The following is a 17196-nucleotide window of genomic DNA, read 5'->3' on the forward strand; positions in this document are numbered from 1 at the left end:
TAGGAAGTCGCCAAATAATTTGTTTACAGGAAACTATTACAATGCAAATTGTAGTAGTTTCTTTTTTTGAAATATTTATATGTCAAAATCAGATAAAATCTTTTATTTCCCGAGAAATATTTTGATTTTTTTCTGTATAAAAAACTTTTAATAAATCAATAATTATAATATATTGACAAAATTTATTGATAACCATATAATATTTAAGTAAAGTATTTTATGGCTCGATAGCTCAGTCGGTAGAGCAGAGGACTGAAAATCCTCGTGTCGCTGGTTCGATTCCTGCTCGAGCCACCATAAGCCTAGTATTAACTAGGCTTATATTTTTCTCTTGAGTTAACGGTAAAAACTCTATCAAAACTCCGATAATTAACATTAATTAGTTGATGTTTACAAGTTGGATAAAATCACAGTGAAAGCTGTGATTTTTTGTTTCTGTTTTTTAAAATATATTAACTAGATGTAAATAAAAATTTAAGTATATTTAATATTACCTTAAGCAGAATGTAAGAAAATCTTAATATATTGAGGATATAATAATCAATAATAAGATTTTAATAAAAGGGTTGGTGAGGTTTATGAAGGAGGTTTTTAACAAGATTTCTTTAACTGAAGAAGAAAATGATTATTTAGCAAAAGGAATTGCATTAGGTGCGGGTCTAGGTGTATTGATTGGTGTGGTTGTAGACAATGTTATGTTTGGATTTTCTTTAGGTGGAGTTTTAGGAGTATTAGGATCTCTGGCCTTCTCTTCATATAGAAAATATAAAAATAAGAATATAAAATCAGTAATTAAAAAACTGTAGGAATTAATATTCCTACAGTTTTTTTAAGTTTTCTATAACATCATTAATATGATCTTTTACTTTGACTTTTCTAAATTCTTTTCTTAGAATACCTTTTTCATCAATTAAAAAAGTACTTCTTTCTATACCAATTGTTTTTCTTCCATACATATTTTTCTCTTTTAATACATCATATAGCGCACAAACTTCTTTATCTTCATCACTTAACAATAAAAATGGTAATCCGAATTTTGCAATAAATTTATCATGAGAGGCTAAACTATCTTTACTTATACCAATTACAACAGCATTTTCGTTAGTTATAGTAGGTATACTATCTCTAAAGTCACAGGCTTGCGTAGAGCATCCTGGAGTTTTGTCTTTTGGGTAGAAATAAAGAACAACCTTTTTCCCAAGATAATCACTTAGTTTATGTGTTTCTCCATCTGATCCTTTTAATATGAAGTCAGGTGCTAGATTTGCAATTTCAATTTTTGACATAATTATTACCTCCTAAGTATATAATTTTATTATATAATAATTATTATTAATCATCAAGGAAAAGGAAGTTAAACGATAATATGGAGTTCTTTAGTGTATTAATTTTCTTAAATATGTTATTATGTTAGAGTGTTAAGTTTATATATAAAGGAGATTATGTATGGAAAATAAAGTTTTGGCAGTTGTAGCTGGTAATGAAATAACTGAAATGGATTTACAGCAAGCTATTTTAAAGTATCCTCAAGATAGAAGAGGGATGTTTGCAACAGAGCAAGGTAAAAAACAATTATTAGAACAAATGATTTCATTTGAATTAATGTTCCAATTTGGAAAAGAAGCTTCTTTAGATAAAACTAAAGAATTTGAAACAGAAGTAGAAAAGTTTAAAAAAGAACTTTTAACTCAAATGGTTATTAATAAAGTAATATCAGAAGTAACTGTTACTGATGATGAAGCTTTAAAATACTATGAAGAAAATAGAAGTATGTTTTCAGAACCAGAAAATGTGACAGCAAAACATATTTTAATAAGTTCAGAGGAAGAAGCAAATAAAATTAAAAAAGAAATAGAATCAAATAACGTAACATTTGAAGAAGCGGCTAGTCAATATTCATCATGTCCATCTAAGGAACAAGGTGGTAATTTAGGTTCATTCTCAAGAGGAATGATGGTTCCTGAGTTTGAAGAAGCTGCATTTGCATCAGAGATAGGCGTTGTAACTGAACCTGTTAAAACTCAATTTGGATATCACTTGATAAAGGTAGAAGCTAAAAATGCTGGTAAAGATTTAAATTTTGAAGAAGTTAAGGATGGAGTTGTAAATCAACTACTTCAAGAGACTCAACAAAAGAAATATTTTGATTTAATTGGAGAATTAAGTACAAAGTATACTATAGATAGAAAATAATAAAATCACTCTAGATTGTTAAAATCTAGAGTTTTTTATTGAAAATATTAAAGAATTTAATCATTGGGAGATTATAACTAAATTATTTTAGTCATAATATGTTGAAATATAATATAAAAGATGTTATAGTTATAAAAGCTTTTAACTTAGTCCAGAGAGACTAGCAAGGGGGATAAACAAATGAATAATGAACAATTACAAGTATCAGTGGTAGATGTAAATGAGAGTGTGCCACTAAAGAGAGCAATTCCTTTAAGTATCCAGCATTTATTTGCAATGTTTGGATCATCAGTATTAGTACCAATTCTTTTTGGAATAGATCCAGCGACAGTATTATTTTTTAACGGTATAGGTACATTATTATATGCATTCCTTACTAAAAAGAAGATACCTGCATATTTAGGATCAAGTTTCGCATATCTTGCACCAGTTTTTCTATTGTATAGTGAAGGGTATACCTTCCAACATGCACAAGGTGGATTTGTCGTTTCAGGTTTAATTTTTGCTACAATTGCTATAATAGTTAAATTTACAGGAACAGGTTGGATAAACAAATTATTCCCACCAGCAGCTATGGGAGCTATAGTTACAATCATTGGATTAGAATTAGCACCAACAGCAGCAGATATGGCTGGATTCGCAGTAGGTGGATCTAATAATCCAGAGTTTTCTAATCCTAAATGGATATTAGTATCTATGATAACTTTAGCAGCAGTAATTTTAAGTAGTGTATTACTAAGAGGATTCTTAAAAGTTATTCCTATATTAATAGGTGTTGTGGTAGGTTATATTGCAGCATACGCTAATGGATTAGTTGATTTTACAGCGCTTGGACAAGCAAGTTTCTTTGTAACACCGGATATTAACATAGCTAAATTTGATTTCACAGCAATAATGACAATATTACCAGCAACTTTTGTAGTAGTAGCTGAGCATATAGGTCATTTAGCAGTAACTAGTAGTATAGTTGGAAAAGATTTATCTGAAGATCCAGGACTACATAGATCGCTTCTTGGAGATGGATTATCAACAGCACTATCAGGATTTTTTGGTTCAGTTCCAACAACAACTTATGGTGAAAACATAGGGGTTATGGCATTAACTAAAGTTTATAGTGTATATGTTATATGTGGAGCTGGTCTTATATCTATAGTATTAGGTTTTTCAGGAAAGCTATCAGCTTTAATTAGCAGTATACCAGTACCAGTAATAGGAGGAGTTAGTTTACTTCTATTTGGAACTATAGCTACATCTGGTTTAAGAACTTTTATAGAAAAAGGTGTGGATTTTGCTAAGTCAAGAAACCTAATTTTAACATCAGTAATTTTTGTAATAGGATTAAGTGGTATAACTGTAAAATTAGGAGCTGTAGAATTAAAAGGAATGGGACTAGCTACTATAGTTGCCATGATTTTAAGTGTAAGCTTTATGATATTTGATTCACTAGGAATAATGAATGAAAAAGAAGATTAATAATATAAAAGCAGGAGATTTTTAAAATCTCCTGCTTTTTTTATACAGCTAATTCAGTGAAATCTTCAATATACTTATCAGCACTATTAATAAGTTTTTCCCTATGCTTAGATGAATGTTCATCATATACTGCTACAACTTTCATTCCAGCAGCCTTAGCACCTTCTACAGCAGCGGGTATGTCTTCAAAAACAATACACTTATCTGGAGTCACACCTAAACGCTTTGCAGCTAAAAGATATACATCAGGAAAGTTTTTTCCTCTAGTAACCTCATTCGTAGTTGTGATGTTATCAAAAAAATCCTTAATATCATTACTTTCTAAAGCTATATCTAATAAAGGTGATGAATTTGAAGTAGCAAGAGCTAGTTTAATGCCATTAGATTTTAAATAGCTTAATAATTTTTTAGCTCCAGGTTTAAGTCTGGCTTTATTCAAATAATTATCATAGGCTAAATCGTTAATTTCTTTAACTATTTCATCTGTAGATTCTTTTAGATTAAAATTGTCCTTAAAATACTGAGCGGTCTGCTTAAAACTTAAATGATTTATTTTTTCTTCTAAATCAGAAGGTCTTTTTGCTCCCTTACTTTCTAAATAAGTTATATTAATTTCATCCCAAATCCACATTGAGTCTATAAGAGTTCCATCTAAATCAAATATTGCAGCTTGTACATCTTTAAACAAATATATCTCCCCCAAATTCCTAATGTTATTTTTATAGTATATTAAAAAGTTATTAAGTTCAATATCATAATAATTTTTAATGCAGCATATCAAACTCTATATACTGCATTAATGAAACAGTTTAGCTAAATTCTCTTTCAAAGATTTTAATTTTTTCTTTACTCTTAAAATCCTCTAAGGAATCTATACCAACCTTACTTAAAACTTCTTTCATAATATCGCTATGAGTAGCTACCTTAACGGCTGAATTGTAGGCAAATTCATCAACTGAGGTTTTACCATGTTCTTTAGGAATTAGGGCTTTAGGGCCGCCGACACATCCTCCAACACAACCCATTCCTTCTATAAAATTGGCATCTAGTTCTCCGGCCTTAGCTTTTTCTAATATTTCTTTACATTCCTTTACCCCGTTAGCTTGAGCAGTTTTTAGTTTTATATGTTTTTCAGGAAAAAGTTCTTCAACTGCTTCTGATACAGCTATTGAAACTCCACCAGTTCTTGCATACAATCTTCCTCCTCTTGAAGCATATTCTATTGAAGGGATTCCTTGAAGTTCATTTGGTTTAATATCTAAAACTTCAAATATTCCTTTTAATTCTTCAAAGGTAAGCACGTAATCAATAGCATCTGAGATATCCTTATCTCTAGCCTCTGCTTTTTTAGCTATACAAGGACCTATGAATACAACCTTAACATCTGGATTCAACTCTTTTAAAACTCTTCCTGCTGCAATCATAGGAGACACAGAAGGGGAAACATCTTTAACTAAATCATGATATACTTTTTTTAACATACCAACCCACATAGGACAGCAACAAGAGGTTATCATAATGTCACCATCTTTATTAACGTGATGATTAAATTCTACAGCTTCTTTTATGGTTAACATATCAGCTGTAAAAGCAACTTCTATCATGTCTGAGAATCCCATTTTTATAAAAGCAGCTCTATATTGGTCCATTGTTACATCAGATCCCCATTGACCAGATATTGCAGGAGCAACAGCTGCTATTACTTTTTTATTATTTTTTAGTAAATCTATTATTGGTATAAATTCAATCCTATCTATAAATTTACCACTATCACAAACATCCACGCATATGCCACAGTCAGTACAAAGTTCAGTTTCTATATAAGTAGTTCCCTTTATTGGATCATCTAAAATAGCATCAAAGGGACAGGCGGTTTGACACTTGGTTTTCTCACCAGCTTCAGAAGTACAGTCTCTAGAACAAGAGGAAACTTTTTCAATTATTTTTTCTCTAACCTTATAGTTTGTAATAGCTTTCTTTAGGTTATAAATGAAATTTTCATCAGCTTTAACATCAACACCACATAATGAAGAGATTACAGACATAGCTTCAATCTTATCAAAGTTTGGAGAATTCATTATATTTTCTAAGGTTGAATTAAAATTTCCATCATAATAGGATTTAACTAATTCTTTAAATAAGTCTTCGTAAATTTTTTTCATAATATTCCTCCTAAGTGTAAATACTAATTTAGTAAACTTTTCTATTTGTTAGATTAACCATTATTTATAACTATTATGATTATAGGAGAGAAAACTTATGAAAATATTGATAGGAATTTATATATTTTTAATACTTATATTTTGGAGTCTTTGTGTAGCTGCTTCAAAAAGCGAAAAATATTATGAAAATATTATGTCTGATAAGGAAGAAGTGAAATAATTATGTAAGTTACAAAATATATATTATATGTAGTAATTTATTTAGGAAGGTGGATATGGTAGATTTAGTTATAGATCCGGGTCACGGAGGATCAGATTATGGGGCTAGAGGAGAAGGCTCTTTGGTAGAAAAATCTTTAACCTTGGACATTGCAAATAAGATTAAAGAGTATTTGGATAAGAAACAGATATCTGTAATTTTGACTAGAAATGATGACAGATATGTGACTTTAGAAGAGAGAGCTAAAATTGCTAATAAAAATAAAGCTAGATGTTTTATGAGTATTCATATTAATAGCTCGGGTGTAGATAGTGCTGAGGGAACGGAAGTTTATACATTTACTAAAGGTGATGAAGGCGAGAGGTTAGCTACTAATGTGTTAGATAAGATAGTCTCTGGTGTTAGTTTAAAAAATAGAGGTGTAAAGTTTGCTAATTTTACGGTTCTAAAAGAAACTGAGATGCCAGCAATTTTAGTAGAAACGTGTTTCATTAGTAACTCAAAAGAAGAAGCGTTGCTTAAAGAAGATTACTTTAGAGACAAAATAGCACTTTCTATAGCTAATGGTTTTCTTAGACATATTGGAAGAGAAGAAATTTCTATGGGAATAGATGAAGACATAGTTATTAATTCGAGAACCCCTATAATATCAACATCTACTGCAACAAAGTATCAAGCATTTCAATGGGCTAGAAAAAAGGGAGCTACAGAAGAGTTTATTGCACTTGCAGAAATTTATTGGAATACATCTATTGAGTCTGGAGTAAATCCAGTAGTAGCATATGCACAAAGTGCTATAGAAACTAATTTAGGAACTTTTAATGGGGTTTTTAAGAACGAGTATAAGAATCCATGTGGATTAAGGATAAGTAATGATGTAAATGATGAAAATGGAGGATATGCAACATTTAACAATTGGACAAGTGGTGTTGAGGCTCATTTAGATCATTTAGGACTTTATGCAGGAGGCGTTATTTATCCTAAAAGAATAAGTAGGGATCCTAGACATTTTCCTTATTTATTAGGTAAAGCAAAATATATAGAAGACTTATCGGGAAATTGGTCACCTTTAGATGACTATGGAATGAAGGTATTAGAGTTAGTTAAGGAAATAGAGTCAAGCTACTCAGAAGAGGGGATAGCACCTATAAAACTTGATGATAATAATGATGGGAATAACTATAACGATGAGTTAGTAAATGATGATGATAGTGTTGAAGGACTAAAAAAGGAAGTTAGTAGTATTATTAATGATATAGAAAAGCTTAAAAGCAGAACTGAAGAATTAAAAATATATATTAACTCAGTAGAAGGATTTTTGGCACAGGAGAAAAAACTTAAAGAGGCTTTAAATGCAACTAATATGTCATTACAGGAAAAAAATAAGAGTTATGAGCAAACTATAGAAGATATTTTAGATGTAATAAGTAAATTAAGAAGTATTGTTATATAAAAAAAAGAATTGCCTAAGCAATTCTTTTTTTTGGTCGGGGTGACAGGGATTGAACCTGCGACCTCATGGTCCCAAACCACGCGCGCTCCCATCTGCGCTACACCCCGTAGCACATAGATTATTATAAATAGTTTCTTTAAAGATGTCAATAATTTTAATTAAAATATTCTAAGACTGTATTTACTTTTATTTATACAGTGTATATAATACCTTTAGTTTATAAAATAAAGGGAGGTAAATTGCTATGAGAGGAACTACTGTGATCATGGTGCTAGCAAGCCTTTGGTTTCTAATATTAGGAACAAGCATTTTGTTAAGTAAAAAAGTAAGAGGTATTATAGAGAGTGCAAGTATCGCTAATGATAAAACGGCTTATGTTAGATTTAATGCGTTTTTTAATTTATGCTTAGGGGGAATAGGTGTACTATTAGGGGTTGTGGATTACTTTTTTAAAGAGTATTCATTGTACATAGTGGGAGCTTATGCTGTAATTATGATATCAGCCGGATTAATCCAAGGAAGACTAAGTGCTAAATATAAATAAATAGTTAAAGACCTTGTTTATGTATTAAGAAGCAAGGTCTTTTGATTTGTAGCACTTTACGCTTGATATTTAACTAAATATTATAATATACTTATATGGAGCATAGAATTATAATAGGTAAAACAACTAATAATATTTTGTTCACAACATGTTTGTATTTACAAATACAATGGACTGTAAACATTTTATCTGACAACTTTAATGTTGGATAGGTTGTGGCAGTTTTTAATAAATTGTAAAATTTTAGTTGTTGGACGAATTGGGATTGGTTGTAAATAGGAAAAGTGTTATACTTATAACAGTTTACTAATTAATTGAAGGGGGGAAGGTATTACTTATTCGCTTAGTAATGCCAAGGTGTTTATGAAGAAGAAGGCAATATCAGCTTTACTTGCAGCCTCGCTAGTATTCGGAACAGGTGTACAAGTATGGGCAGAACCTTTAACAGAGCAGCAACAGCAGGAACTTAACGAAAAGGGTGCAAAGGCGGCAGATGCAAAAAGTAAGTATTCGGAGTTAAAGAATAAAGTAGATGAATTAGATGCACAAATTCAACCAATAGCAATAGCTGTGGATGAAAATAATACTAAGATAGCAAATACAAATAAAGAAATTGATAATACTAAAAAAGAAATTGAAAAAAGTCAAAAAGAATTAGCTGAAAAAGAAGAGGTTTTTGGAGCTAGAATGAGAGCTCTATACAAATCAGGTGGACAAGAAAGCTACATAGGACTTTTATTAAGTGCTAATAGCTTAGGAGACTTTGTTTCTAAGGCTCAGGCAGTTGGTAAGATAATGAGCTTAGATAAGCAAATCATAGATGAGCTTAATGAAAAGAAAAAAGAATATGATGAACACATTGCGACGTTGAAAACTAAGATTCAAGAACTTGAAGATTTAAATAAAGATAATAAAGTAAAATTAGAAGAACTAAATGTTAAAAAAGCAGAACAACAAGTTTATGTTGATCAAGCTAAAGCAGAATATGATAAGATAGCGGATGATTTAATTACAGTTGAAAGAAATCTATATAGGCCTTTTGCTAATATAGTAAATAATTCAAGTAGTTCAGTTGATGATTTAAATAATGCTATAACAACATTAAGATCTCTAAGAAAGAATGTTAAAAGTTCTCAAGCTGATAGCGAACTATTTGACTTAATAGAAAAAGCTAAAAGTTTAGTTCAGCAAAAAACAGCACCATCTTTAAGTAGAGGTGATGGAGCAGGATCTGCATCGGATTCAGCAATTCTTTCTATAGCATATAGTAAATTAGGAGTGCCATATCGTTGGGCGGCAACCGGACCTAATTCATTTGATTGTTCAGGATTTACTCAATACGTATATAGACAAGCAGGTATATCTATAGGTAGAGATACAGATGCTCAAATGGGTAACGGAACTCCAGTGAGTTATTCTAACCTTCAGGTTGGAGATTTAGTCTTTACTAGTTCTCATCATGTAGGTATATATGTAGGAGGAGGTCAAATGATTCATGCACCGCAAACAGGAGATGTAGTTAAAGTATCAAATATTTGGTCCTTCTACACAGCTAGAAGAGTGAAATAGAATATAGTTTATTTTAGAGGGTGTTTAAAACATCCTCTAAATTTTTTTTGAAGTTTTTATAATTAATCTTTATAATGGATAAGTAATAGATAGTTGGAGTGTGATGAATTTGGATATAAATAGCTTTATTAAAGATGACGAGACCCTTGATGACCTACAGCTTAATGGAATTCATCTTATTCAAAAAAAGAAAGCCTTTAGATTTGGGATAGATGCGGTACTATTAGCTAATTTTGCAGAAGTTAAAAGAAGACATAGAGTAATTGATATTTGTACTGGAACAGGAATAGTACCATTTATAATATATGGGAAAAAATCTCCTGAGAGTATTCTCGGTATTGAGATACAAGAAGAATTTGTCGAAATGGCAAAAAGAAGCGTAGAAATAAATAATGCACAGGAGAAGGTACAGTTTATTAAAGGGGATATTAAAGATATAGAACTTATGAAAACAATAGAGAAAGCTGATGTTATAACAGTAAATCCCCCATACAAACTTAATTCTTCAGGAATAATAAATAGCAGTGATAAACTTGCTGTAGCTAGACATGAAATTTTATGCTCATTAGAGGATGTAATAATAGGCGCCAGGATTTTATTAAAAGATAATGGCAAATTATATATGGTACATAGACCAGAAAGATTGGCGGATATTTTATGTTTGATGAGAAAGCATAAGATAGAACCTAAAAGAATTAGAATGATTCATCCAAATACTAAAAAACCTCCTAATATAGTGTTAATTGAGGCACAGAGGGATGGAGGGGCTTTTCTTAAGTGGGAAGCACCTTTATATGTATATAATGATTGTGGAGGCTATAGCGAGGAAATAGACCGTATATATGGAAGGGAGAAAGATAATGAGTAAATTATATATAGTACCTACGCCAATAGGTAATCTAAAGGATATAACTATAAGAGCATTAGATGTTTTGAAAGAGTGTAATGTTATTGCGGCTGAAGATACTAGACAAACAATAAAACTTCTTAACCATTTTAATATTAAAAAACAACTGATAAGTTATCATCAACATAATGAATTAACGAAATCAGAAGAGATAATAAATAGAGTAAAAGGTGGAGAGATTGTAGCTTTGGTTAGTGATGCTGGATCTCCAGGGATATCTGATCCAGGAAGTGTGATTATTAAAAGATGTATAGAGGAAGAGGTTGAGTTTGAAGTATTACCAGGGGCGACTGCAATAATAACAGCGTTAGTTAATTCAGGTTTAGATACAACTAAGTTTACTTTTAGAGGTTTTGTACCTAGAGAAAATAAAGAAAGAAGAGTATTAATTAGTGAAATAAAAAACCATAAAGAAACACTGGTATTTTATGAGGCTCCTCATAGAATTAAAGATACCTTAAGCTTTCTTCATGAAGAATTAGGAGATAGAAAAGTGGCTATTTGTAGGGAATTAACTAAACTTCATGAACAAATAGTACGTGGATTAATTTCAGAGGTTATAGAGCATTTTAATACAAATAACCCAAGGGGAGAGTTTGTAGTTGTAATTGAAGGAAAAAGTCAAGAGGAAATAGACTTAGAACAAAAGGCTAAATGGGAAAATACTACAGTGGAAGAGCATATAATACTTTATGTAGATAGAGGATATAGTAAAAAAGAAGCAATTAAATTAGTGGCAAAAGAAAGAAGTATGCCTAAGTCAGAGGTATATAAATATTCAACTGATCTATAATAAAAAAAGCACTTCTTGGGGTTGAAGTGCTTTTTTAACCATATATACATATTGATTTATTTATGGATTAAAAATAATTTTAATTATTTTTTTAATTCAGCCATACAGTTCTTGCATATATTTTTTCCCTTGTAGTTAGTAACATCTCTTGCATCTCCGCAGAATATGCAAGCTGGCTCATATTTCTTTAATATGATTTGCTCACCGTCTACATATATTTCTAGAGCATCCTTTTCAGCGATATCTAATGTTCTTCTTAGCTCTATTGGAATAACTATTCTTCCTAACTCGTCAACTCTTCTTACTACACCTGTTGATTTCATATAAATTTCCTCCTCGTTTTACAACATTCGACATTTCGTATATTAATATTAGCAAAGATGTAATTTAAAGTCAATACATTTTCTCTAAATAACTGCAATATTTACAAATTTCTTACTTAAATAACATCTAAGATTAATATAATACCAAATAATTGAAATGTCAATAGTATAGTTTTCAAATAAATGGTAATAATATCATATAGATGAAATGAATAAAATAAGTATTTATAAGGGTTTTAGGGATATAATATAGTTGGATATATGAAGAATAATAATATTTTTAGAAAATTAAATTTCTGTGATAAAAAAGTAATAACTTACCATAAATAAAGATTATATGTCGAAAGTGTATATAAAATAAGGATTATATTAACAATGATTCTATATATTATATGTCAATAAAAAGTATAAGTTACAGAAATATAAATAAATAATTAGTTAGTTTGACGAATAATACTAAGATAGTTATTTTATGTAACAATTTATTATATAATTCATTACAATATATATAAATTTTTTTTATTATTATAATCAAAATATTAAAAAAATATAAAAACTCATGTTTTATAAAAAATTATTTGTTGAAGTATTTATATTGACAAAAGCATATTAGAGAAAAATGTTGATAAATAGCTAATTATTCAACAGGTGTTCCACAAGTAATAAACAGATAATCCACAGGGTAAATGTGAATTATGTGGATAAAAATGGATGTAATAAATTTATATTCACATAATTTTTGAAGTTATCCACAATATATGTTGATAACTTGTTTATAACTGTGGATTGTAACTCTAAGGGTCTTAAAATAAGGATTTATTAAAATAAAATATTATTAATAAATTGATGATAACTTGTAAAGAGTTTTGGTATACTATATAATAACAGATATAGTGGATTTTAATGTGGAGGTACTCTTATGGATGAAAAAAGATTTGATGAAGAATACATTGCGAAGTTGGCAGAAGAGATGTCTAAAAATAGTATGATATCTTATGATGATTTACCTAAATATGATTTATTTTTATCACAAGTTATAGATTACTTAAATGATAAATTTGTTGACGATAAATATACAAATAATATAGTTCAGAACTATATAAAAAGTGAAGTTATAACTAAGCCTGAAGATGGTAAAAAAAGAGGATATACTAAAGTTCATTTAGCACAATTAGTATTACTTAGTTATATGAGACCAGTACTTACTACAGAGGAAATAAAAAAGGTATTTAAACTAGCATTTAATGAAATAAATCTTAGAGCAGATGATATAATTGACTGGGAGTCTGCTTATAAAATATTTTCAGATATACAAAGTGAAAGTTTTAATGATATAAAAAACTCATCTGTATTACATGATTCAAAATTAGAAAATATAGTAAAAGATTTAAATCTTGAAGACAAAGATGAAGAAAGAATAAAGATATTTTTATTAGTATTATCTTTGATTGCGCAAGCAAGTGTTATTAAAAAATTAGTGCAGAAAATAGTAAATGAATATAATGAAAAATAAATTTCAATAAATCCTCGATATTTTGAGGATTTATTTTTTTGGAATTAATGCTATTATTAGTATATCCAATTAGAAGGAAGTGATCATTGAAACAATGAAAAGAATAGATAAAATCTATAATTTTTTAATGAATGAAACTAAAGACTTTACTGTAGAAGACTTTAAAGAATTTAAAGGGTTTTCTGCAATAGAGATAGCAGATAGATTAGATATATTAAGGAATAATGTAAGTAAAGAATTAAATGAATTATATAAATCCGATTTAGTGATTAAGATAAAAGAAAGACCTGTTAAATATTTCAGCAAAAGAAGGTTAGAGGAATTATTAAATGTAGAAATAGTTGAGAGACAAGTGGAGATACGAGAGCTTAGTGAACTATTTGGGGAAGAAAGTAAGATGACTAATTCACCTTTTGATTATTTAATAGGAGCTGAGGGGAGTTTAAAACAAGCTATAAATCAATCAAAGGCAGCAATAATGTATCCTCCAAATGGACTACATACATTAATATTAGGAGAGACTGGAGTAGGGAAAACTTTATTTGCAAATATGATGTTTAACTATGCTAAATTCTCTAAAAGATTTAAAGATAATGCACCCTTTATAGTTTTTAATTGTGCAGATTATGGAAATAATCCTCAACTACTTCTTTCTCATATATTTGGACATATTAAAGGTGCTTTTACAGGTGCAGATTCAGAAAAAGAAGGAATTGTAGAAAAGGCAGATGGAGGAATATTATTTTTAGATGAGATTCATAGATTAAGTCCAGAAGGGCAAGAAATGATATTCTACTTCATGGATACTGGAACTTATAATAAATTAGGAGAAAGCGATAGAAAAAGAAGAGCAAATGTACTTATTATAGGAGCAACTACTGAAGAACCTAAGTCATCCTTATTAGCAACTTTTTTAAGAAGAATTCCAGTAACAATTACAATACCATCACTTCAGAAAAGACCCTTGGAAGAAAGATTGGAACTTATAAAACATATGTTTTCAGCTGAAGCCAATAGAGTAAATAAAAAGGTTATAGTAGCTAGGGAAGTTATAAAAGCCTTGATTGGTAGTTCTTATACGGGGAACATAGGTAAGCTAAAGTCGAATATACAATTAATATGTGCAACTGCATTTTTAAATAGTTTAGAATCGGGAGATGCAATAGAAATTAATATTGAAAGCATACCTCCTAATATTCAAAAAGGGCTTTTTGTTATTTCTGATAATAGGAAGGATTTCGAAGAAATTTCATCTATTATAGACAACAGTATGATTATTAGTCCTAAGGGTCAGATTAGCTTATTAAAAAATGATGATTATGAGCTTCCGTTTAATCTATATAGAATTATAGAAGATAAATCTGAAATTCTTAAAAATGAAGGTATGAATAAAGAAGTAATTCATGATTTGGTCATGAAAGATATTGATGCCCAATTAAAAACTTTCTACAAAAAAATTAGAAAAGATAATAATGTAAAAGAAAAACTTTTATCCATTGTAGATAATGATGTATTTGAATTTACACAATATATAAAAAAGTTTACTGAAGATAGGTTAAATGTAACATATGGGGAAAGATTCGTATATGCTGTAAGTTTGCATTTAAGTGTATTTTTAAAACAAAGGGCTGATGATCATTTAACAAAGGAAAAAATAGATAGAATGGGTTATTCCATAGATGAAGATGGGCAGGAGTATGTAGTTGCGGAGGATATAGCGAATAAAATAGAAAACAAATTTAGAGTTAAAGTCCCTAAAATAGAAATTATATATTTAGCCATGTTATTAAAGAATTTAGAAGAAGAAAAGGTTATTAGTGAAAAAGTAGGTATATTAGTAATTGCTCATGGTAGTAGCACTGCCTTAAGTATGGTTAATGTAGCAGTAGACTTACTTGGAAAAGAAGGACCTATTGAAGCTGTAGATATGCCACTTGATGTTAGCCCGCAAAGTATATTAGAAGAGGTTACGGAAAAAGTTGTTGAAATGAACGAAGGAAAAGGTGTACTTCTAATGGTAGACATGGGTTCTCTAGTAACCTTTGGGCAGATAATACAGGAGAGAACAAATATAAAAACTAGAACTTTAGATATGGTGTCTACTCCTTTAGTTATAGAAGCTGTTAGAAAAGGACATTTATTTTCAGAAGAGTTGGATGAAATATATTTTTCATTAAGAGAATTTAATGGATATAGTAACATTATAAATACTAACGCTAATAAACAAGGTTCTTCAAAACCAAAAACAGTTATAACTGTATGTTCTTCTGGAGTTGGAACAGCAGAGAAACTTAAAGAGATAGTGAAGAATATAATTGAAGATATTTCAATTGAAGAAATAGAGGTTATCCCTATAGGTATAAAAGGTGCTGAAGAAAATGTAAAAAATCTTGAGAGTACAAAAAATGTTATTGCTATAGTAGGGGTTAAAAACGTAGGTAAAGATATACCATTTATTTCACTTGAATCCTTTATAGGTGGAAGTGGTGCAAATGTATTAAGAGGAATAATATCTGGTGTTGAAGTTAGAGAAGAGGAAAGCAGGAGTCTTTTAATTAGAGAATTGTGTGAAGAAAATTTAGAAGAGTATTTAACATATCTTAATCCTAAAAAGATTATAGGACTTTTGATGGATTTCATTAGATTGTTAGAGGAAGGTTTAAATAAAAATTTGTCTAATGCAGAACAGCTTAGATTAATAATACATGTTGCTTGTGCTATAGAAAGAATGGTATTAAACTCAGGGCTAACTTATAGAGGAGAAAAGAATTTTACTGCAAATTGTTTAGATGCTGTTAAAAATGCAGTGAAAGTATTCGAAGATAGTCTCAGAATAATACTAACGGAAGATGAAGTGTATCATATTTGTGAAATAATTTGATACAGTATTAGAAAAAACAAGAAAAGTGTATTAGCTTATAAATAGAAGTGTATCAAAATGTATTTTTCATCATAAGAAAGTATCAAAGCAGTGATATTTCTTAGTTGAAATGGCTTACATTCATTGATACACTTTTTTTGGCATGGATATTGCTATAATAAATAACGTATACAAAATAGATTAGTATATAAAATAAGAATATAAAGTTCTAAAAGGAGGAGCGGTTATGCCAGCAGTAGTTGTTGCAACCCATGGAAGATTTTCTGAAGAGTTAGTTAAGTCCTCAGAAATGATTTTTGGAAAACAGGAAAATGTAGAATATATAACCTTTATGCCAGGAGAAGGAACTGAAGATTTAACTAGAAAGTATAGTGAAGCTATAAAAGCTTTAGATATAGAGAATGGGTTAATATTTTTAGTAGATCTTTTTGGAGGAAGCCCATTTAATGCAGCTACATCGATAGTTGTAGAAAATGAAAATATGGATATAGTTACAGGCGTAAATTTACCTATGTTACTTGAGGTATTTGGAGCGAGAACATCTAGTTCTATAAGTGAGCTTGTAAAGATAGCTGAGAATTCAGGTAAAGAGTCCATTAGACCGTTTAAAGAAGGTCTTATAATAAATAAAAACATTAACGATGATGATGAGGAGGTTCTATAATTATGAAAATAGTTTTAGCTAGAATTGATGACAGATTAATACATGGTCAAGTAGCAACAGTTTGGTCGAAGGTAACTGGGTGTGAAAAAATAATAGTAGTAAGTGACGAGGTTGCAAAGGATGAGCTTAGAAGTACATTATTAGTGCAAGTAGCTCCTCCAGGAATAAAAGCACATGTTTTAAACGTTGATAAAGCTATAAGAGTATACAATAACCCTAAAAATGATTTTAAAGCTTTATTATTATTTACTAATCCTACAGATGTTTTAAGATTAGTTGAAGCTGGAGTAGGTATTGAAAGCGTAAATATTGGAGGAATGTCATTTAAAGAAGGAAAGAAACAAATAACTGGAGCAATTTCTGTAAATGATCAAGATATTTCATCTTTCAAAGAGTTAAACAAAAAGGGAATAGAATTAGAAATAAGAGTTGTTGCATCTGACTCTAAGGTTCTATTAAAAGATAAATTACCACTATAAAATTAAAGAATTAAAGAAATGG

The 17196-nt window shown here is 29.6% G+C and carries 17 protein-coding genes and 2 tRNA genes; 14 read left to right on the forward strand and 5 right to left on the reverse strand.

Features of this window, described 5'->3' with window-relative positions:
- Positions 1–221: 221 nt before the first annotated feature.
- Positions 222–297: transfer RNA gene (locus B3N22_RS12370), tRNA-Phe, on the forward strand.
- Positions 298–578: 281 nt separating this feature from the next.
- Complete coding sequence (locus tag B3N22_RS12375; protein WP_238907299.1) at positions 579–806, forward strand: hypothetical protein; 228 nt, start codon at positions 579–581, stop codon at positions 804–806.
- 12 nt (positions 807–818) lie between these two features.
- On the opposite strand, the gene bcp is transcribed toward B3N22_RS12375, so the two are convergent.
- Entirely contained in the window at positions 819–1286 is a 468-nt protein-coding gene (bcp, locus tag B3N22_RS12380; protein WP_286907536.1) for a thioredoxin-dependent thiol peroxidase, read from the reverse strand.
- Between the two features lie 160 nt (positions 1287–1446).
- Here bcp and B3N22_RS12385 point away from each other — a divergent pair, with 160 nt between their 5' ends.
- Together B3N22_RS12385 and uraA are read left to right on the forward strand one after the other, a co-directional pair.
- The gene (locus B3N22_RS12385; protein WP_286907556.1) at positions 1447–2193 is read left to right on the forward strand and encodes a peptidylprolyl isomerase; all 747 of its coding nucleotides are present in this window, start codon (positions 1447–1449) and stop codon (positions 2191–2193) included.
- 180 nt (positions 2194–2373) lie between these two features.
- On the forward strand, positions 2374–3666 hold the full coding sequence (gene uraA, locus B3N22_RS12390; protein ID WP_238907302.1) for a uracil permease: 1293 nt from the start codon (positions 2374–2376) through the stop codon (positions 3664–3666).
- A gap of 40 nt (positions 3667–3706) precedes the next feature.
- On the opposite strand, the gene B3N22_RS12395 is transcribed toward uraA, so the two are convergent.
- Positions 3707–4354: an HAD family hydrolase gene (locus tag B3N22_RS12395; protein WP_238907303.1), complete on the reverse strand. Its 648-nt coding sequence runs from the start codon at positions 4352–4354 to the stop codon at positions 3707–3709.
- A 121-nt stretch (positions 4355–4475) separates the two neighbouring features.
- Positions 4476–5828: a [Fe-Fe] hydrogenase large subunit C-terminal domain-containing protein gene (locus tag B3N22_RS12400; protein ID WP_238907304.1), complete on the reverse strand. Its 1353-nt coding sequence runs from the start codon at positions 5826–5828 to the stop codon at positions 4476–4478.
- Between the two features lie 97 nt (positions 5829–5925).
- Here B3N22_RS12400 and B3N22_RS12405 point away from each other — a divergent pair, with 97 nt between their 5' ends.
- Complete coding sequence (locus B3N22_RS12405; RefSeq protein WP_275299651.1) at positions 5926–6048, forward strand: hypothetical protein; 123 nt, start codon at positions 5926–5928, stop codon at positions 6046–6048.
- A 55-nt stretch (positions 6049–6103) separates the two neighbouring features.
- On the forward strand, positions 6104–7501 hold the full coding sequence (locus B3N22_RS12410) for an N-acetylmuramoyl-L-alanine amidase (protein WP_238907305.1): 1398 nt from the start codon (positions 6104–6106) through the stop codon (positions 7499–7501).
- Between the two features lie 31 nt (positions 7502–7532).
- On the opposite strand, the gene B3N22_RS12415 is transcribed toward B3N22_RS12410, so the two are convergent.
- Positions 7533–7608 (reverse strand) — tRNA-Pro (locus tag B3N22_RS12415).
- A gap of 137 nt (positions 7609–7745) precedes the next feature.
- On the opposite strand from B3N22_RS12415, the gene B3N22_RS12420 reads away from it, so the two are divergent.
- The 4 genes from B3N22_RS12420 (at position 7746) to rsmI (ending at position 11314) form a co-directional block, all read left to right on the forward strand.
- Positions 7746–8045, forward strand: coding sequence for a hypothetical protein (locus tag B3N22_RS12420; protein ID WP_021803665.1), 300 nt, complete (start codon positions 7746–7748; stop codon positions 8043–8045).
- A 363-nt stretch (positions 8046–8408) separates the two neighbouring features.
- On the forward strand, positions 8409–9614 hold the full coding sequence (locus tag B3N22_RS12425; RefSeq protein WP_238907306.1) for a C40 family peptidase: 1206 nt from the start codon (positions 8409–8411) through the stop codon (positions 9612–9614).
- A 103-nt stretch (positions 9615–9717) separates the two neighbouring features.
- Positions 9718–10482, forward strand: a complete 765-nt coding sequence (locus B3N22_RS12430; protein ID WP_286907561.1) for a tRNA1(Val) (adenine(37)-N6)-methyltransferase — start codon at positions 9718–9720, stop codon at positions 10480–10482.
- Positions 10475–11314, forward strand: coding sequence for a 16S rRNA (cytidine(1402)-2'-O)-methyltransferase (gene rsmI / locus B3N22_RS12435; protein WP_286907564.1), 840 nt, complete (start codon positions 10475–10477; stop codon positions 11312–11314). The genes B3N22_RS12430 and rsmI overlap by 8 nt, the downstream gene beginning before the upstream one ends.
- 83 nt (positions 11315–11397) lie before the next feature.
- Here rsmI and B3N22_RS12440 read toward each other — a convergent pair whose 3' ends face one another.
- Complete coding sequence (locus B3N22_RS12440) at positions 11398–11637, reverse strand: AbrB/MazE/SpoVT family DNA-binding domain-containing protein (RefSeq protein WP_021803662.1); 240 nt, start codon at positions 11635–11637, stop codon at positions 11398–11400.
- Positions 11638–12556: 919 nt separating this feature from the next.
- On the opposite strand from B3N22_RS12440, the gene B3N22_RS12445 reads away from it, so the two are divergent.
- From B3N22_RS12445 to B3N22_RS12460, 4 genes are all read left to right on the forward strand, one after another.
- The gene (locus tag B3N22_RS12445) at positions 12557–13150 is read left to right on the forward strand and encodes a DUF1836 domain-containing protein (RefSeq protein WP_286907566.1); all 594 of its coding nucleotides are present in this window, start codon (positions 12557–12559) and stop codon (positions 13148–13150) included.
- A 94-nt stretch (positions 13151–13244) separates the two neighbouring features.
- A complete protein-coding gene (locus B3N22_RS12450) occupies positions 13245–16031 on the forward strand; it encodes a sigma-54-dependent transcriptional regulator (protein WP_286907568.1) in 2787 nt (928 codons plus the stop codon).
- A 226-nt stretch (positions 16032–16257) separates the two neighbouring features.
- On the forward strand, positions 16258–16695 hold the full coding sequence (locus tag B3N22_RS12455; protein ID WP_238907310.1) for a PTS sugar transporter subunit IIA: 438 nt from the start codon (positions 16258–16260) through the stop codon (positions 16693–16695).
- Between the two features lie 2 nt (positions 16696–16697).
- Positions 16698–17174: a mannose/fructose/sorbose PTS transporter subunit IIB gene (locus B3N22_RS12460; RefSeq protein WP_021803658.1), complete on the forward strand. Its 477-nt coding sequence runs from the start codon at positions 16698–16700 to the stop codon at positions 17172–17174.
- Positions 17175–17196 lie beyond the last annotated feature (22 nt).

It is taken from the genome of Clostridium sp. UBA1652 (genome assembly GCF_002320975.1).
GTDB lineage: Bacteria > Bacillota > Clostridia > Clostridiales > Clostridiaceae > Clostridium_T > Clostridium_T intestinale.